General features: G+C 72.0%; 15 protein-coding genes. 4 read left to right on the forward strand and 11 right to left on the reverse strand.

All coding sequences use genetic code 11. From position 1 onward, the window contains the following. Positions 1-6 precede the first annotated feature (6 nt). From ACZ5XS_RS01055 to afsQ1, 3 genes are read right to left on the reverse strand one after another with little or no spacing between them, the layout of a single operon-like run. Complete coding sequence (locus ACZ5XS_RS01055; RefSeq protein ID WP_468647108.1) at positions 7-609, reverse strand: hypothetical protein; 603 nt, start codon at positions 607-609, stop codon at positions 7-9. After that, positions 609-2,165, reverse strand: a complete 1,557-nt coding sequence (locus ACZ5XS_RS01060; RefSeq protein ID WP_468647110.1) for an ATP-binding protein — start codon at positions 2,163-2,165, stop codon at positions 609-611. The genes ACZ5XS_RS01055 and ACZ5XS_RS01060 overlap by 1 nt, the downstream gene beginning before the upstream one ends. Next, on the reverse strand, positions 2,162-2,839 hold the full coding sequence (gene afsQ1 / locus ACZ5XS_RS01065; protein WP_217236846.1) for a two-component system response regulator AfsQ1: 678 nt from the start codon (positions 2,837-2,839) through the stop codon (positions 2,162-2,164). Before afsQ1 ends, ACZ5XS_RS01060 begins: the two co-directional genes overlap by 4 nt. A gap of 254 nt (positions 2,840-3,093) precedes the next feature. Between afsQ1 and ACZ5XS_RS01070 the strand changes: the two genes are divergently transcribed. Beyond that, a complete protein-coding gene (locus ACZ5XS_RS01070) occupies positions 3,094-3,873 on the forward strand; it encodes a SigE family RNA polymerase sigma factor (RefSeq protein WP_468647112.1) in 780 nt (259 codons plus the stop codon). A 214-nt stretch (positions 3,874-4,087) separates the two neighbouring features. On the opposite strand, the gene ACZ5XS_RS01075 is transcribed toward ACZ5XS_RS01070, so the two are convergent. Continuing rightward, positions 4,088-4,798 carry a uridine kinase family protein gene (locus ACZ5XS_RS01075; protein ID WP_468647113.1) on the reverse strand — a complete coding sequence of 237 codons (711 nt, stop codon included), beginning with the start codon at positions 4,796-4,798 and terminating at the stop codon, positions 4,088-4,090. Positions 4,799-4,868: 70 nt separating this feature from the next. Between ACZ5XS_RS01075 and ACZ5XS_RS01080 the strand changes: the two genes are divergently transcribed. After that, positions 4,869-5,276 (forward strand): hypothetical protein, encoded by a 408-nt coding sequence (locus ACZ5XS_RS01080; RefSeq protein WP_468647114.1) that lies wholly within the window; start codon positions 4,869-4,871, stop codon positions 5,274-5,276. A gap of 66 nt (positions 5,277-5,342) precedes the next feature. Here the strand turns inward: ACZ5XS_RS01080 and ACZ5XS_RS01085 are convergent, their stop codons facing one another. Genes ACZ5XS_RS01085 through deoC form a run of 3 tightly spaced genes read right to left on the reverse strand, consistent with a single transcriptional unit; the run spans position 5,343 to position 8,636 of the window. Next, on the reverse strand, positions 5,343-6,242 hold the full coding sequence (locus ACZ5XS_RS01085) for an aldehyde dehydrogenase family protein (protein ID WP_468647115.1): 900 nt from the start codon (positions 6,240-6,242) through the stop codon (positions 5,343-5,345). After that, positions 6,235-7,671 (reverse strand): aldehyde dehydrogenase family protein, encoded by a 1,437-nt coding sequence (locus ACZ5XS_RS01090; protein WP_468647116.1) that lies wholly within the window; start codon positions 7,669-7,671, stop codon positions 6,235-6,237. The genes ACZ5XS_RS01085 and ACZ5XS_RS01090 overlap by 8 nt, the downstream gene beginning before the upstream one ends. A gap of 5 nt (positions 7,672-7,676) precedes the next feature. Next, positions 7,677-8,636 carry a deoxyribose-phosphate aldolase gene (gene deoC / locus ACZ5XS_RS01095; protein ID WP_468647117.1) on the reverse strand — a complete coding sequence of 320 codons (960 nt, stop codon included), beginning with the start codon at positions 8,634-8,636 and terminating at the stop codon, positions 7,677-7,679. 146 nt (positions 8,637-8,782) lie between these two features. Between deoC and ACZ5XS_RS01100 the strand changes: the two genes are divergently transcribed. After that, positions 8,783-9,487: a PH domain-containing protein gene (locus ACZ5XS_RS01100; protein WP_468647118.1), complete on the forward strand. Its 705-nt coding sequence runs from the start codon at positions 8,783-8,785 to the stop codon at positions 9,485-9,487. Between the two features lie 105 nt (positions 9,488-9,592). Here ACZ5XS_RS01100 and ACZ5XS_RS01105 read toward each other — a convergent pair whose 3' ends face one another. The 4 genes from ACZ5XS_RS01105 to ACZ5XS_RS01120 all read right to left on the reverse strand — a co-directional run bounded on the left by ACZ5XS_RS01105 (position 9,593) and on the right by ACZ5XS_RS01120 (position 14,273). Continuing rightward, positions 9,593-10,828 (reverse strand): hypothetical protein, encoded by a 1,236-nt coding sequence (locus ACZ5XS_RS01105; protein ID WP_468647119.1) that lies wholly within the window; start codon positions 10,826-10,828, stop codon positions 9,593-9,595. Between the two features lie 229 nt (positions 10,829-11,057). Then, positions 11,058-12,689 (reverse strand): phospho-sugar mutase, encoded by a 1,632-nt coding sequence (locus tag ACZ5XS_RS01110; RefSeq protein WP_468647120.1) that lies wholly within the window; start codon positions 12,687-12,689, stop codon positions 11,058-11,060. A gap of 183 nt (positions 12,690-12,872) precedes the next feature. Next, positions 12,873-13,709: a purine-nucleoside phosphorylase gene (locus ACZ5XS_RS01115; RefSeq protein WP_468647121.1), complete on the reverse strand. Its 837-nt coding sequence runs from the start codon at positions 13,707-13,709 to the stop codon at positions 12,873-12,875. Between the two features lie 126 nt (positions 13,710-13,835). Continuing rightward, positions 13,836-14,273 carry a gamma-glutamylcyclotransferase family protein gene (locus tag ACZ5XS_RS01120; protein WP_217241348.1) on the reverse strand — a complete coding sequence of 146 codons (438 nt, stop codon included), beginning with the start codon at positions 14,271-14,273 and terminating at the stop codon, positions 13,836-13,838. Between the two features lie 106 nt (positions 14,274-14,379). Between ACZ5XS_RS01120 and ACZ5XS_RS01125 the strand changes: the two genes are divergently transcribed. Further along, the gene (locus ACZ5XS_RS01125; protein ID WP_468647122.1) at positions 14,380-15,828 is read left to right on the forward strand and encodes an NAD(P)H-quinone dehydrogenase; all 1,449 of its coding nucleotides are present in this window, start codon (positions 14,380-14,382) and stop codon (positions 15,826-15,828) included. Positions 15,829-15,880: the final 52 nt, after the last annotated feature.

A 15,880-nucleotide genomic window follows, 5' to 3' on the forward strand; every position in this document is an offset into this window, starting at 1 on the left:
CGTACGTCAGCCGCCCGTCACCTCGGCCGACGGCGGCTCCTTGCTGCCCGGGCGGGAACGGACCTCGTCGGTGCACTCGTAGCGGCGCAGCGGCGCGCTGTCGGGGCCGCCGAGGATGACGGAGCCGTCGCCCTCCGCGGCCGCCGAGTCGGAGAAGGTGCAGACGAGCTGGGCGAGGGAGTAGGAGGTCAGGTCGCCGGGCGGGGCGCTCAGGCGCAGGGCGTCCTCGGGATCCGTGGGGCGCGGTCCGCTCACCGCCATGCCGCCGCGCACGTCGGTGGTGTACCCGGCCTCCTTCTCCGCGGCCGACGGCGTCGCGGCGAGTTCGTCCAGCAGCCCCTGCGCGACCAGCACCCGCCGCCGGGAGTCGGCCGTACCGTCCGGCACGCGCACGGTCCGGTCGACGGTCACCAGTGACGAACCGCACAGCAGGAACACCTGCACCGGCAGCCCGCCCGAGGCCTGCGTGGAGACGTCCGGCTCGGACAGGGAGCAGCGCACCCGGGAGGGCGCGGGGCCGAAGTCGGTGGGCACCTCGGTGGCCCGGATGCCGCAGCCGGCGAGGAGCAGGGCGAGCGCGGGGAGCGCCAGCAGACGTCGTACGTTCATCAGGCGTCCCCCTGGCCCTTCTCACCTTCGTCGGCCTCTTCGGTGAGCGGCGACGAGTCCCGCGGCAGCCGCAGCGTGAACACCGCACCGCCCTCGGCGGAGTTGGCTGCCGTGATCTCGCCGCCGTGGATGTGGGCGTTCTCCAGGGCGATGGACAGGCCCAGGCCGCTGCCCTCGGAGCGCGGCCGGGAGGCGCTGGCCTTGTAGAACCGGTCGAAGACGTGCGGCAGGACGTCCTCGGGGATGCCCGGTCCGTGGTCCCGCACCTCGATGACGACCTCCTCGTCGGCCGCCCGCACGGCGACCCGCACCGGCGACCCCCCGTGCTTGAGCGCGTTGCCGACCAGATTCGCCAGGATCACGTCCAGGCGGCGCGGGTCGAGACGGGCGTGGATGCCGCGCTCGGCGTCCAGCTCCACCGCGTCCAGCCAGGCCCGCGCGTCGATGCAGGCGGTGATCTGGTCGACGACGTCCACGTCGTCGACGACCAGCCGCGCGGTACCGGCGTCGAAGCGGGTGACCTCCATGAGGTTCTCCACGAGGTCGTTGAGCCGCCGCGTCTCGCTGACCACGAGCCGCACCGCCGGATCGACCATCGGATCGATGCCGCCGGACTCCAGCTCCTCCTCCAGCACCTCCGTGACGGCGGTGATGGCGGTCAGCGGCGTACGCAGCTCGTGCGACATGTCCGCCACGAACCGCCGGGACGCGTCCTCCCGCGCGGCCATGTCGTCCACCCGTTTCTCCAGCGCCGCGGCCGCGTTGTTGAACGTCCGCGACAGATCGGCGAGCTCGTCGGTCCCGGACACCCGCAGCCGTGTGTCCAGTTTCCCCTCCCCGAGCCGCCGGGCGGCGACCCCGAGCCGGTGCACCGGCTTCAGTACGGTCGTGGCGGCGGCCTGCGCGAGCAGCGCGGAGCCGATCAGCGCCAGGCCGGTGGCGATACCGAGCGACCAGGCAAGGGAGTTGAGGTCCTTGGCCTCCGGCTCCAGCGACTTGAGCATGTAACCGGTCGGCCCGCCGCCGATCACCTTCGTACCGGCCACCAGATAGGGGGTTCCGTCGCTGACTATCCGCTGCCAGTACAGGTGGTACGCGTACTTGTTGGCCGAGTTGACCTTCTGCTCCCTGTTCACCGCCTCGCGCAGGGAGGCGGGCACGTCCTGGAGCGAGAAGCCGTCCAGCGCGCCGGAGTTGCCGTACACCGTCGTGCCGCCCGCGTCCTGGGCGACCAGCAGGACGCTGAAGCGCTGGCTGCTGTTCGCCATCTGCCCCGCCGTGTGCTGCAGTTCGTCCTGGGTGGGGGTCTGGGGCAGCGAGCCCGCGCGGTTCTGCATCTCCTGCTCGAAGTCGCGCAGCACCGCGTCCTGGGTACGCGTGAGCACGGCCTCCCGGTTGAGCCAGTAGGCGATGCCGGACGCGGACACGGCGGCGGTCAGCGCCACCAGACCGAACACGACGACCAGCCGCAGCCGCAGACTGGTGAAACGCAGCCGTGACCAGGTTCCCTTGCGAGCCGCGGCCCAGCCGCGGACCCCCCCTTGCGCTTCGGTCACTGAGGACTGTCCAGCCGATAACCCACGCCACGCACGGTACGGATCAGCGTCGGGGACGACGGCACGTCCTCGACCTTGGCGCGCAGCCGCTGCACACAGGCGTCCACCAGCCGCGAGTCGCCGAGATAGTCGTGCTCCCACACCAGGCGCAGCAACTGCTGACGCGACAGGGCCTGCCCGGGCCGCCGGCTCAGTTCGAGCAGCAGCCTGAGCTCGGTCGGGGTGAGCTGGAGGTCCTCGCCGTCCTTGGTCACGGTCATGGCCGCGCGGTCGATGACCAGCGAACCGAACGTGGCCGCGTCGTTCGCCTCCCGCTCACCGCGCCGCAGCACGGCCCGGATCCGGGCGTCGAGGACACGCCCCTGCACGGGCTTGACGACATAGTCGTCGGCACCGGACTCCAGTCCGACGACCACGTCGATGTCGTCGCTGCGCGCGGTCAGCAGGATGATCGGCAACTGGTCCGTGCGCCGGATGCGCCGGCACACCTCGAACCCGTCGATGCCGGGCAGCATCACGTCCAGCACGATCAGATCAGGCCGCTGCTCGCGCAGCAGCTGCAGGCCGTCCTCGCCGGTGGCAGCGGTGGCAACCCGGTGTCCCTGGCGCGTCAGAGACAGCTCCAGGGCCGTACGGATGGCGTCGTCGTCCTCGATCAGCAACAGGGAAGGCACGGGGGTCATTCTGACCCATGGGGGGCCAGGGCTGCGACACCTGTATGGCTCAGGCCTGAACCTGTATTTCTACGCGCCGGTAGCGCTCTTGTCCGTGGGGGGACTGTGCCACGTCCGGGAGCGGTATCAGAGGGGGGCCCTGTGACAGGTCTGTGACAGTCGGCGGACACGGCCATGAAGTGGTCCGGGCAAGCTTCTCGGCACAGGCAAGGAAGCACGGCGAAACACCGGAAGTCCACGACGGGGGGCGCGAGATGAACACGCTGCACGGCAACGGCACGAGCGCAGTGATCACGCGTCTGCACGACGTGAACGGGGGCCGGGGTTCAGAGAAGTCCGGGGCCGATGGGGGTCCCTCCCGCGCGAGCGGATTCGAGCGTGGGGGAGGGCGGGGGTGCGCTCGCGGCACCGGGCGTCAGCACACCGGATACATGACGGTGGTTGACGGTTTCACGGGGGAAGCACACGGGGGAAGCGCGTACAGGGAGGACACGGGGGAGCGTCGTTCGCTGTCGGAGGCGGAGTTCACCGCCTACGTCCAGGAGCGCCGCGCCTCCCTGTACGCCACCGCCTATCACCTCACCGGCGACCGCTTCGAGGCCGAGGACCTGCTGCAGAGCGCGCTGTTCTCGACGTACCGGGCGTGGGAGCGGATCAGTGACAAGGCCGCGGTCGGGGGCTACCTCCGCCGCACCATGACCAACCTGCACATCAGCGCGTGGCGCCGCCGCAAGCTGAACGAGTACCCGACCGAGGAACTGCCGGAGACGCCCGGCGACACGGACGCGATGCGCGGCACGGAACTGCGCGCGGTCCTGTGGCAGGCGCTCGCCCGGCTGCCCGAACTCCAGCGCACCATGCTGGTCCTGCGCTACTACGAGGGCCGCACGGACCCGGAGATCGCGGAGATCCTCGACATCAGTGTCGGCACGGTGAAGTCCAGCATCTGGCGGTCGCTCCGCCGGCTGCGCGAGGACGAGGTCCTCAGCTTCGGCCGTGACGAGGAAAGCGCCTTCGGGGAGCTCGTCGCCTGAAGGTCGGGGGGAAGCAAGTAACGGGGGAGCAGTAACGGGGGAGGGGCCTACGGGGGTCACGGGGGACCAACGGGCCCATGGGGGGAGCACGGGGGAAGCACGGGGGAGCACCAAGGGAGCGGGACTGGGAGGGCCGGGGGGCCCGTCCAGTCCCGGTTTCGTGTGTGCGGCGGGCAGCGTGTCCGGCCGTCAGCGGGCGGTCAGAGGGCCGCGATCAGCCCTGGGAGGCCGACGTCGCGGCCGGGCGGGGGCCCGCAGCGGCCGCGGCCAGCCGGCCCAGGGCCTCGTCCTTGTCGCAGGCGTGGGCGCCGAGGGCCCTCTGTCGGGCGACGATGGAGCGTTCGGAGCGCATCAGGCGCCAGCCGCGGCGGAGCAGGAAGGGGACGGACTTACGGCCCTCCCGCAGGTCGCGCAGGAAGCGGCGGCGGAAGGTCCGGAGCGGGCCCCGGCTCAGGCACAGGGCGTCGGCGAGGACGCCGAGTTCCCGGCACCGGGTGACGATCTCGGCGGCGAAGATGCCCTCCGCGATGAACAGCGGGGTGCGGCCCACCTCGACCGACTCCTCGCCGGTGCGGGCGCTCAGCGAGATGTCGTAGACGGGGATCTTCGTCCGGCCCGTGCGGCACAGGTCCACGATCGCGGCGATCGCCGTGTCCGCGTCCCACGAGTCGGGGTGGTCCCAGTCGATGTCGGAGCTACCCGCCACCAGCGGCAGCGTCGGGTCGTCGCCCTCCTTGTAGAAGTCGTCGAGCCGCAGGACCGGCAGGCCGGAGCGGGCGGCGAGGAGGGACTTGCCGGAGCCGGAGGGGCCGCAGAGCAGCACGACTCGCGTCGGTATGGGTGGAGGGGAGCTCACGGGACACCAGTGTGAGGCATCAGGCGGCCCCGGTACGACCCCGCGGGTCGGCTTTGAAGCGCGCGTCACACCTCAACTACCCTTCGTGTCGACCTCATTACCGTGTGCAAGTCGAAGCAAGCAGAAGGTGGCAGAAACGATGGCCCGACACGCGTCCTCCCATAACCCGACCGCCCAGCGCGCCCTGGTCGCCCTCGCGACCGCGGGCGTGGCCCTGGGAGCAGGGGCGGCGTCGGCCTCCGCCGACACCGAGCCGGTCGTCGACGTGATGCGCTCCCGCCCCACCTCGCTCGGCAACGTGGACCCGCAGGCAGGTCTCCAGGCCCTCACCGGCACCGTCGGCTACGTCACCGGCCCGGTCGCCGGCCTCAAGCCGAACCCGCTCGCCGGTACCGGCGTCGACCCCCTGGACAACGGCATCGGCACCCAGGGCGCCGGCTTCAAGCCGCTCACCTCGCAGGCGCTGACCCAGCCGATCGCGCAGGCGCAGTCCATCGGGAGCATGCCGGTGGTCGGGCAGGTGGCGGGGCTGCTGGGCAACGGCTGAGCACGGCGGAGAGCCGCGCCTGCCCCGGACGGAGGGGAGGCGCGGCTCTCCGGTCTTCGGCGGCGGTCAGTACGCGGAGCCGGACGCGCCCAGCGAACCCGTCGGGTGCCAGACCGTCTTCGTCTCCAGGAACGCCGTCATGCGGTCGAGGCCGGGGGTCGCCGACCAGTTGTCCACAGGCTGTGGACGCAGGACGCGCTTCAGGTTGTCCGCCGCCGCGATCTCCAGGTCCTTCGCCAGTTCGCCGTCGGCGCCCGCCAGGTCGATCGCGTTGACGTCCTGGTGCGCCGCGAGGGGCGCCGCGATCTCCGCCGTACGGCCGGAGAGGATGTTGACCACGCCGCCGGGCAGGTCGGAGGTGGCCAGGACCTCGCCCAGGGACAGGGCCGGGAGCGGGGAGTTCTCGCTCGCGATCACGATGGCCGTGTTGCCGGTCGCGATCACCGGGGCGAGGACCGAGACCAGGCCCAGGAAGGACGACTCCTGCGGGGCGAGGACCGCGACCACGCCCGTCGGCTCGGGGGACGAGAGGTTGAAGTACGGGCCCGCCACCGGGTTGGCGCCGCCGACCACCTGGGCGATCTTGTCGGTCCAGCCCGCGTACCAGACCCAGCGGTCGATCGTCGCCTCCACCTGCTCGGCGGCCTTGGACTTCGACAGGCCCTCGGCGTCGGCGACCTCGTGGACGAACTGTCCCCTGCGGCCCTCCAGCATCTCCGCGACGCGGTAGAGGATCTGGCCGCGGTTGTACGCGGTCGCCCCGGACCAGCCGCCGAACGCCTTGCGCGCCGCGACCACGGCGTCACGGGCGTCCTTGCGGGACGAGAGCGGCGCGTTGGCCAGCCACTTGCCCTTCGAGTCGGTCACTTCGTACACCCGGCCGCTCTCGGAACGCGGGAACTTCCCGCCGACGTACAGCTTGTAGGTCTTGAAGACGCTCAGACGTTCGTTGCTGCGGTCAGACATCGAGGTACGCCTCCAGGCCGTGGCGGCCGCCCTCGCGGCCGAAGCCCGACTCCTTGTATCCGCCGAACGGCGACGTCGGGTCGAACTTGTTGAACGTGTTGGACCAGACGACGCCCGCGCGGAGCTTGTTCGCCACCGCCAGGATGCGGGAGCCCTTCTCCGTCCAGATGCCCGCCGACAGGCCGTACTGGCTGTTGTTGGCCTTGGCGACGGCCTCGTCCGGGGTGCGGAAGCTGAGGACGGACAGCACCGGGCCGAAGATCTCGTCGCGGGCGATGGTGTGCGCCTGGGTGACGTTCGTGAAGAGCGTCGGGGCGAACCAGTAGCCGGAGGAGGGGAGTTCGCAGGCCGCGGACCAGCGCTCGGCGCCCTCCGCCTCGCCCGCCTCGACGAGCGTGGTGATGCGGGAGAGCTGTTCGGCGGAGTTGATCGCGCCGATGTCCGTGTTCTTGTCCAGCGGGTCGCCGAGGCGGAGGGTCGAAAGCCTCCGCTTCAGGGAGTCCAGCAGCTCGTCCTGGATCGACTCCTGGACCAGGAGCCGGGAACCGGCGCAGCAGACCTGGCCCTGGTTGAAGAAGATGCCGCTCACGATGCCCTCGACGGCCTGGTCGATCGGGGCGTCGTCGAAGACGATGTTGGCGCCCTTGCCGCCGAGTTCGAGGGTGACCTTCTTCCTCGTGCCCGCCACCTGGCGGGCGATGGCCTTGCCGACCGCCGTGGAGCCGGTGAAGGCCACCTTGTTCACGTCGGGGTGCTCGACGAGGGCCGCGCCCGTGGCGCCGTATCCCGGGAGGATGTTGACGACGCCCCTGGGGAGGCCCGCCTGGCGGCAGATGTCCGCGAAGAACAGGGCGGTCAGGGGGGTCGTCTCGGCCGGCTTCAGCACCACCGTGTTGCCGGTCGCGAGCGCCGGGGCGATCTTCCACGCCAGCATCAGCAGCGGGAAGTTCCAGGGGATGACCTGGCCGGCCACGCCGAGCGGGCGCGGGTTCGCGCCGAAGCCCGCGTGGTCGAGCTTGTCGGCCCAGCCCGCGTAGTAGAAGAAGTGCGCGGCGACCAGGGGCAGGTCGGCGTCCCTCGTCTCCTTGATGGGCTTGCCGTTGTCCAGCGTCTCCAGGACGGCCAGTTCGCGGCTGCGCTCCTGGATGATGCGGGCGATGCGGAACAGGTACTTCGCGCGCTCGGAGCCCGGCAGCGCCGACCACTTCACGAAGGCCTTGCGGGCCGCCCGCACCGCGCGGTCGACGTCCTCGGAGCCCGCCTGGGCGATCTCGGAGAGGACCTCCTCGGTCGACGGGGAGACCGTCTTGAAGACCTTGCCGTCGGCGGCCTCGGTGAACTCGCCGTCGATGAACAGGCCGTAGGAGGGCGCGATGTCGACGACGGAGCGGGACTCCGGTGCGGGTGCGTACTCGAATGCGGATGCCATGGTGATCAGTCCACCGTCACGTAGTCGGGGCCGGAGTAACGGCCGGTGGCCAGCTTCTGACGCTGCATGAGCAGGTCGTTCAGGAGCGAGGAGGCGCCGAACCGGAACCAGTGGTTGTCCAGCCAGTCCTCGCCCGCGGTCTCGTTGACCAGTACGAGAAACTTGATGGCGTCTTTGGAGGTGCGGATCCCGCCGGCCGGCTTCACGCCGACCTGTACCCCGGTCTGGGCGCGGAAGTCGCGGACCGCCTCCAGCATGAGGAGGGTGTTCGCGGGCGTCGCGTTGACGGCGACCTTGCCGGTGGACGTCTTGATGAAGTCGGCTCCGGCGAGCATGCCGAGCCAGCTGGCGCGGCGGATGTTGTCGTACGTCGACAGCTCGCCCGTCTCGAAGATGACCTTGAGGCGGGCGGCGCCCCCGCAGGCCTCCCTCACGGCGACGATCTCGTCGAACACCTTCGTGTAGTTGCCCGCGAGGAACGCCCCGCGGTCGATGACCATGTCGATCTCGTCGGCGCCCGCGGCGACCGCCTCGCGGACGTCCGCCAGCTTCACGGAGAGCGCGGCGCGGCCCGCCGGGAAGGAGGTGGCGACCGAGGCGACCTTCACGGAGGAACCGGCGACGGCCTCCTTGGCGGTGGCCACCATGTCCGGGTAGACACAGACGGCCGCGGTCGCGGGGGTCGTACGGTCGGTCGGGTCGGGGCGGACCGCCTTGGCGCCGAGCGCCCGGACCTTGCCCGGGGTGTCCGCGCCTTCCAGCGTCGTCAGGTCGACCATCGAGATGGCGAGGTCGATGGCGTACGCCTTCGCGGTCGTCTTGATGGAACGGGTGCCGAGCGAGGCGGCGCGCGCCTCCAGGCCGACCGCGTCCACGCCGGGCAACCCGTGGAGGAAGCGGCGCAGCGTGCTGTCGGACGTGGTGACGTCGGCGAGAGCGTGTGCAGCGGATGCAGTGGTGGGCATGGTCACAAGCCGAGCATATCTACGCGCGTAGCGGCTGTACACCCCGGCGGACATATCAGGTGCTCATCCGGTACTCGTCCCGTACTCGTCCGGTACGGCGGCACCTCGTACCGGCGTCGGCGGGGGCTTCGGGCAGAATCGGGACCATGACGACCCCGGAGCCCCAGTCACCAGCGCCGCAGCCCCCGGTGCCCCAGTCGCCTGACCGGATCTACCGGTCGCCCGCGGGCATGGCCGGCGGTTTCCTGCTGCTCGGCATCACCGGCTGGCTCGGTATCGACGCGATCGTCACCGGCGAGGGCCGCACACCGTGGCTGGCACTCGCCGCCCTGATCCTCGTGGTGCCGCTGGTGGTGGCCTTCACGCTGCGCCCCGCCGTGTTCGCGAACGAGGAACGGCTGCGCATCCGCAACCCCTTCCGCGTGATCGTTCTGCCATGGGCCCAGGTCGCGTCGCTGCGCTCCGGCTACTCGAACGAGGCCGTCGCCTCGTCCGGCAAGAAGTTCCAGCTCTGGGCCATCCCCGTGTCCCTGCGGGGCCGCAAGAAGGCGGCCCGGCGGCAGGCCAGGCGCGGGGCGGAGGGCGACGGACGGGGCGGTGCGTTCGGCGGCGGCCTGTCCGGGCTGTCCGGCGGGATGCGGGGTGCAGGGATCGGCGGCGGGACCGCGGTACCGGACGGGCCCGTCCGAGCGGTGACCGACCGGGTCATGGACGAGCTTCGCGAAATCCACGAGGCCCAGGGGGAGGCGGAGGCGGCCAAGGGCGAGGTGACCGTGCGGTGGGCGTACGAGATCGTGGGGCCGGCGGCGGCCGGGGCGGTGCTGCTGGCGATCCTGATCGCGCTGGGCTGAGGGCACTTCCCGGCGGGGCGTGGCCGAGTCCTGGAGCGCGCGGGACGCGGGGCGGTGAGTGGGCGGCGGTACGCCGTCCGGGGCGGGGTGGCCTGCGAGTGACGGTCACGGGGGTCCCCGCCACACCAGGGTCATGTACGCGCCGAGGTACGCCGAGCCCGTCACCGCCGCCGTCAGGACCACCGCGCGGTGGCGGCGGGATGCGCGGGACAGGTGGAGCGCCAGGGGCAGGAGGAGGGGGAAGGCCGGCAGGAGGAAGCGGGCGCGGGGGAAGTACACGCCGCTGCCGGCCAGCACGATGGTCAGCAGGACGCCCGTGAAGACCAGGAGGGGCAGCGGCTGGCGGTCCCAGAGGGACAGACCGAACAGCACCGCCGAGGCCAGCAGGGTGAGCGTCACCGCCACCAGGAAGAGCGGGGGCGTCGCGTCCCGCCACAGCAGGTCCCGCATCACCACCAGGGTGTGCAGGCCGCCGTCCAGCTCGTTGCTCCACAGCCGCTGTACGGCGAAGTAGCCGTCCCAGCGGCCCAGGTGCAGGCCCACCCAGCCGACGTACCCGCACCAGCCGAGCGGGGCCAGGAGGGCGGCCGCGAGGACGCGGGCCTCGCGGGGGCGCCGGTACAGCGAGACCAGGGCCGTGACGGTGACCGCGGCCGCCACCGCGACGCCGGTCGGGCGGGTCAGTCCGGCCAGGGCGGCGCAGGTGCCCGCGGCCGGCCAGCGGCCCGTGAGCACCGCGTACAGCGACCAGGCCGCGCACGCCGTGAACAGGGACTCCGTGTAGCCCATCCACTGCACCAGGCCGACCGGGAACGCCGCCCAGAGGGTGGTGAGGAGGATGCCGGCGCGGCGGCCGTACAGCCGGTCGCCGACCGCGAAGATCCCCCAGGCTGCGACGAGCGAGGCGACCACGGCGATGGCCAGGCCGGTACTGGCACGACTGCCGGGGGTGAACGCCGCGACGGCCTTCACCAGCACCGGGTACAGCGGGAAGAACGCCATGCTCTTCGCGCTGGGAACGGCCCCGGCCTCATGGTCGTAGCCGTGGTCGGCGATCCGCAGGTACCAGGTGGCGTCCCACTGCGTCGCCAGGATCGGCCAGAGCCCCTCGTGCCGGCGGTGCGCCCACACGGCGAGGACCAGCAGGCCCGTGGCGCGTACGGCGACGTAGGCGAGGAGCGCGGGGGCCGCTCGGCGCAGGGCGTGCAGGGCGCGTCGGCGGAGCGTACGGGGGTGCGGGGAGGCGCCCGGCCGGTGGCCGCCGGGTGCGGGGGGCACCGTGGCCGCGGGGGTGGTCTCGGTGGTCGCTCGGGGTGTCGGCCAAGAGACGGTCGAGGACACGGCGGCGGCTCCAGGCTGGCTCGGCGGGTGCTTCCGGTCCACCGTTGCCCGCGGGGCCGGCGGAGGCGGGGAGCCCGCGTCAGCCTGCCTGGGGAAATCACCCGATGGGGTGCCCCCTGAGTTTCCTCGGGGGCACCCCGCCCACGGATGGAGGCAACCCGTCCGCGGCTCAGATCCGTCGCGTACCGCTCAGGTCCGTCGCGTACCGCTCAGGTCCGTCGCGTACGGCTCAGATGCCGGCCGCCGTCGACAGGTCCCGCTTGATCGTCGCCAGCAGTTCCGCCGCCTTCGCGCGGGCCGCCGGGAGGTCGGCGTGCGCGGCGACCGGGACGACGACCTCCAGGTAGCACTTCAGCTTCGGCTCCGTGCCGCTGGGGCGGACGATGACCCGGGCGCCGTCGAGCGTGTAGCGCAGGCCGTCGGTGGGCGGGAGCGTGTCCGTGCCCCGGGTGAGGTCCTCGGCCCTGGTGATCGGCAGGCCGGCCAGGTGGGTCGGGGGCTGTTCGCGCAGGCGCCGCATCGCGTCGGCGATGACCGACAGGTCCTCCACGCGAACCGCGAGCTGGCCGGTGGCGTGCAGGCCGTGCTCGACCGCGATGTCGTCGAGGAGGCCGAGGAGGCCGCGGTTCTCCTCTTTCAGCGACGACGCGAGTTCCGTGATCAGGAGGGCTGCCGTGATGCCGTCCTTGTCCCGTACGCCGTCCGGGTCCACGCAGTAGCCGAGGGCTTCCTCGTAGCCGTAGCGCAGGCCCTCGACGCGGGCGATCCACTTGAAGCCGGTGAGGGTCTCCTCGTACGGCAGGCCCGCCTTCTCGGCGATCCGGCCGAGGAGGGAGGAGGAGACGATCGACTCCGCGAAGGTGCCGCGGGCTCCTCGGGCCACCAGGTGGGTGGCGAGGAGGGCGCCGACCTCGTCGCCGCTGAGCATCCGCCAGTCGCCGTCGTCCTTCACGGCCACCGCGCAGCGGTCGGCGTCCGGGTCGTTGGCGATGATCAGGTCGGGGTCGGTCTCGCGGGCCTTCGCGAAGGCGAGGTCCATCGCGCCGGGCTCTTCCGGATTGGGGAAGGCGACGGTCGGGAAGTCCGGGTGGGGGTCGGCCTGCTCGGCGACCAGGACGGGCCGCGGGAAACCGGCACGGGCGAAGGCGGCGAGGAGGACGTCGGTGCCGACGCCGTGCATCGCCGTGTAGACCGTGCGGGCCGTGCGGGGGGAGCCGGGGGCGAGGACGGCGTCCGTGCGGGCGAGGTAGGCGTCGAGGACGGCGTCGTCGAGGGTCTCCCAGCCGGTGGTGGGGCGGAAGACGGTGGTGAGGGACGGGATGGCGTCGATCTCGGCCGCGATCTCGGCGTCCGCCGGGGGCACGATCTGGGAGCCGTCGCCGAGGTAGACCTTGTAGCCGTTGTCGCGGGGCGGGTTGTGGCTGGCGGTGACCTCCACGCCGGCGACCGCGCCCAGGTGCCTTATGGCGTACGCCAGCACGGGGGTGGGCAGGGGGCGGGGGAGGACCGCCGCGCGCAGGCCCGCTCCCGTCATCACGGCGGCGGTGTCCCGGGCGAAGTCGGCGGACTTGTGGCGGGCGTCGTAGCCGATGACCACGAGGCCGTCCTCCTCGCCCTTCGCCTTGAGGTACGCGGCGAGGCCGGCGGCCGCGCGGATGACCACGGCGCGGTTCATGCGCATCGGACCTGCGCCGAGTTCGCCTCGCAGGCCCGCGGTGCCGAACTGGAGGGTGCCGCTGAAGCGTGCGGTGAGCTCCGGGACGTCCTCGGCGTCGATCAGCTTCGCGAGTTCGTCACGGGTTTCCGTGTCGGGGTCCTCGGCCAGCCATGCCCTGGCCTGTGCGATGACATCGGCGTGCACTTGGGTCGACCTCTCGTTTCGGTTCGTCGGTGGCCAGGGGGTCTGCGGGACGGGTTTCTCGCCCTCGCCGCCTCTACCCGTCCCGTCCCCGGGGGCTGCGCCCGCGGACCCCCTTCGGCCCTGAACGGGCCTCGTCCTCAAACGCCGGACGGGCTGATCGGGGCGAGCCCCCTGGTGTGGTCTCTACAGGCGGCCCAGCACCTGTGCCAGCAGGGAGCCCATCCGTGTCGCCGAGTCGCGGCCCGCCTGGAGGACCTCCTCGTGGTTCAGCGGCTCGCCCGTCATGCCGGCCGCGAGGTTCGTCACCAGGGACAGGCCCAGCACCTCCGCACCCGCCTCGCGCGCGGCGATGGCCTCCAGCACGGTCGACATGCCCACCAGGTCCGCCCCGATGACGCGGGCCATGCGGATCTCCGCCGGCGTCTCGTAGTGCGGGCCGGGGAACTGGGCGTAGACGCCCTCCTCCAGCGTGGGGTCGATCTCCTTGCACAGCGCGCGCAGGCGCGGGGAGTAGAGGTCGGTGAGGTCGACGAAGTTCGCGCCGATGATGGGGGACGTCGCCGTCAGGTTGATGTGGTCGCTGATCAGGACCGGCTGGCCGGGGCGCATGCCCGCGCGCAGACCGCCGCAGCCGTTGGTGAGCACGATCGTCTTGCAGCCGGCGGCGACGGCCGTACGGACGCCGTGTGCGACGGCGGCGACCCCGCGGCCCTCGTAGTAGTGGGTGCGGCCCAGGAAGACCAGGGCCCGCTTCGCACCGGTCCGGTACGAGCGGACCGTGCCGCCGTGGCCCTCCACCACCGGCGGCGGGAAACCGGGCAGCTCGGTGACCCGGAGCTCGGCGTCGGGGGCACCGAGGGCGTCCACGGCCGGCGCCCAGCCGGAGCCCATCACAAGGGCGACGTCGTGGGTCTCGGCGCCGGTCAGTTCGCGCAGGCGCGCGGCGGCGGCGTCGGCGGCGGCCCTTGGATCATTTGGGGTGGCGCCCTGGATGTCGTCCGGAAGGAGAGATGCGTTCACGCGGATGAGGGTAGCCGGTCAGGGCCTACGCGCGTAGATGACAGAGCTCACCGGATGGGGATCGTTGTCTTGTCGTTTCCAACGAGAACGGCGCCCCCGGGGCGACGGGACAGCGCCCCGGCGGCCTCAGCAGGGGTGCTTCCGGAGCTCCATCACATAGTCGTGCGGCGCGCCCGCCGACTCCGCCGCGTCCGCGATCTCGCCCAGGTAGCGGGCCGAGGGCAGGCCGCCCTCGTAGCCGTTGAGGACGTACACCCAGGCCGGTTCCTGGCCCTCCAGGGTGTGCACGCGGACGCGCATCCGGCGGTAGATGTCGAGACCGACGCCCTCCCAGCGGTCCATCGAGTCCTCGTCCATCGGGGCCAGGTCGTACAGCGCGACGAAGACCTGGGCGCCCGGCGCCTCGACGATCGTGGCGAGCGCGCCCTCCCAGCCCATGTGTTCGCCGCCGAAGGTCAGCCGCCACCCGTTCAGCCAGCCCGTCGCGCGCAGCGGCGAGTGCGGGGCGCGGCGGGTCATCAGCCGCGCGTCGAGGTTGCCGGCGTACCCGGCGTAGAGCGACATGCGTCGAGGGTACGGCAGCCGTTTCGCGGGCCTCTCCCGTCACGCACGTAACGGATGGGCCTCCCTGTCGCCCCCGGGGCGGTGGCAACGCGCGGCGTACGGGACAATGGAGTACGTGACTCGGATCGTGATCATCGGTGGCGGACCCGGCGGATACGAGGCGGCCCTGGTGGCCGCCCAGCTCGGCGCGGAGGTGACCGTCGTCGATTGCGACGGCCTGGGCGGGGCGTCGGTGCTCACCGACTGCGTCCCGTCGAAGACTCTCATCGCCACGGCCGAGGTGATGACCACCTTCGATTCCTCGTACGAAGAGCTGGGCATCATCGTCGCCGACGACACCCCGCCCATGGAGCAGGCCGCCCGGGTGGTGGGGGTCGACCTGGGGAAGGTCAACCGGCGGGTGAAGCGGCTCGCCCTCGCGCAGTCGCACGACATCACCGCCTCCGTGACGCGCGCCGGCGCCCGGGTGCTGCGCGGGCGCGGCCGACTCGAGGGCATGCAGGCCCTCGACGGCTCGCGGAAGGTCGTCGTGCGTGCCGTCGACGGCACCGAGGAGACCCTCGTCGCGGACGCGGTGCTCATCGCCACCGGCGGTCACCCGCGTGAGCTGGAGGACGCCCGGCCCGACGGTGAGCGCATCCTCAACTGGACCCAGGTCTACGACCTCGACGAACTCCCCGACGAACTCATCGTGGTCGGCTCCGGTGTCACCGGTGCCGAGTTCGCCGGCGCCTACCAGGCGCTCGGCTCCAAGGTCACCCTCGTCTCCTCCCGCGACCGGGTGCTGCCCGGCGAGGACTCCGACGCCGCCGGCGTACTGGAAGAGGTCTTCCGGCGCCGCGGCATGAACGTCCTGGCCCGCTCCCGCGCCCAGTCCGCCAAGCGGGTCGGCGACCGCGTCGAGGTCACCCTCGCCGACGGCCGGGTCATCACCGGCTCGCACTGCCTGATGGCCGTCGGCGCCATCCCGAACTCCGCGGGCATGGGCCTGGAGGAGGCCGGGGTCAGGCTCCGCGAGTCCGGGCACATCTGGACCGACAAGGTCTCCCGGACCACCGCCCCCGGCGTGTACGCCGCCGGTGACGTGACCGGCGTCTTCGCCCTCGCCTCCGTCGCGGCGATGCAGGGACGTATCGCCATGTACCACTTCCTCGGCGACGCGGTGGCCCCGCTGAACCTGAAGACGGTCTCCTCGAACGTGTTCACCGACCCCGAGATCGCCACCGTCGGCTACAGCCAGTCCGACGTCGACTCCGGCAAGATCGACGCCCGCGCCGTGAAGCTGCCGCTGCTGCGCAACCCGCGCGCGAAGATGCAGGGCATCCGGGACGGCTTCGTCAAGATCTTCTGCCGCCCGGGTACCGGCATCGTCGTCGGCGGGGTCGTGGTCGCGCCCCGCGCCTCGGAACTGATCCACCCCATTTCGATCGCCGTCGACAACAATCTGACGGTCGAGCAGATCGCGAACGCGTTCACCGTCTACCCCTCCCTTTCCGGGTCGATCGCCGAGGTCGCGCGGCAGTTGCACACGCGCAAGGCGGGTGACGAGGGCTGACGGCCGAAAGCGACTCCTCGCTGATCACGGGGGGTCGTCGCGCATGCGGATG

The sequence above is a fragment of the Streptomyces sp. NPDC033131 genome, from assembly GCF_055578365.1.

What these genes read in the sequence shown, in the direction of transcription:
- ACZ5XS_RS01070 (WP_468647112.1), top strand. Translation starts at nt 3,094, where the DNA reads ATGAACACGCTGCACGGCAACGGCACGAGCGCAGTGATCACGCGTCTG.
- ACZ5XS_RS01120 (WP_217241348.1), bottom strand. Translation starts at nt 14,273, where the DNA reads ATGTCGCTCTACGCCGGGTACGCCGGCAACCTCGACGCGCGGCTGATG.
- ACZ5XS_RS01085 (WP_468647115.1), bottom strand. Translation starts at nt 6,242, where the DNA reads ATGTCTGACCGCAGCAACGAACGTCTGAGCGTCTTCAAGACCTACAAG.
- ACZ5XS_RS01090 (WP_468647116.1), bottom strand. Translation starts at nt 7,671, where the DNA reads ATGGCATCCGCATTCGAGTACGCACCCGCACCGGAGTCCCGCTCCGTC.
- ACZ5XS_RS01080 (WP_468647114.1), top strand. Translation starts at nt 4,869, where the DNA reads ATGGCCCGACACGCGTCCTCCCATAACCCGACCGCCCAGCGCGCCCTG.
- ACZ5XS_RS01100 (WP_468647118.1), top strand. Translation starts at nt 8,783, where the DNA reads ATGACGACCCCGGAGCCCCAGTCACCAGCGCCGCAGCCCCCGGTGCCC.
- ACZ5XS_RS01125 (WP_468647122.1), top strand. Translation starts at nt 14,380, where the DNA reads ATGGAGTACGTGACTCGGATCGTGATCATCGGTGGCGGACCCGGCGGA.
- deoC (WP_468647117.1), bottom strand. Translation starts at nt 8,636, where the DNA reads ATGCCCACCACTGCATCCGCTGCACACGCTCTCGCCGACGTCACCACG.
- ACZ5XS_RS01055 (WP_468647108.1), bottom strand. Translation starts at nt 609, where the DNA reads ATGAACGTACGACGTCTGCTGGCGCTCCCCGCGCTCGCCCTGCTCCTC.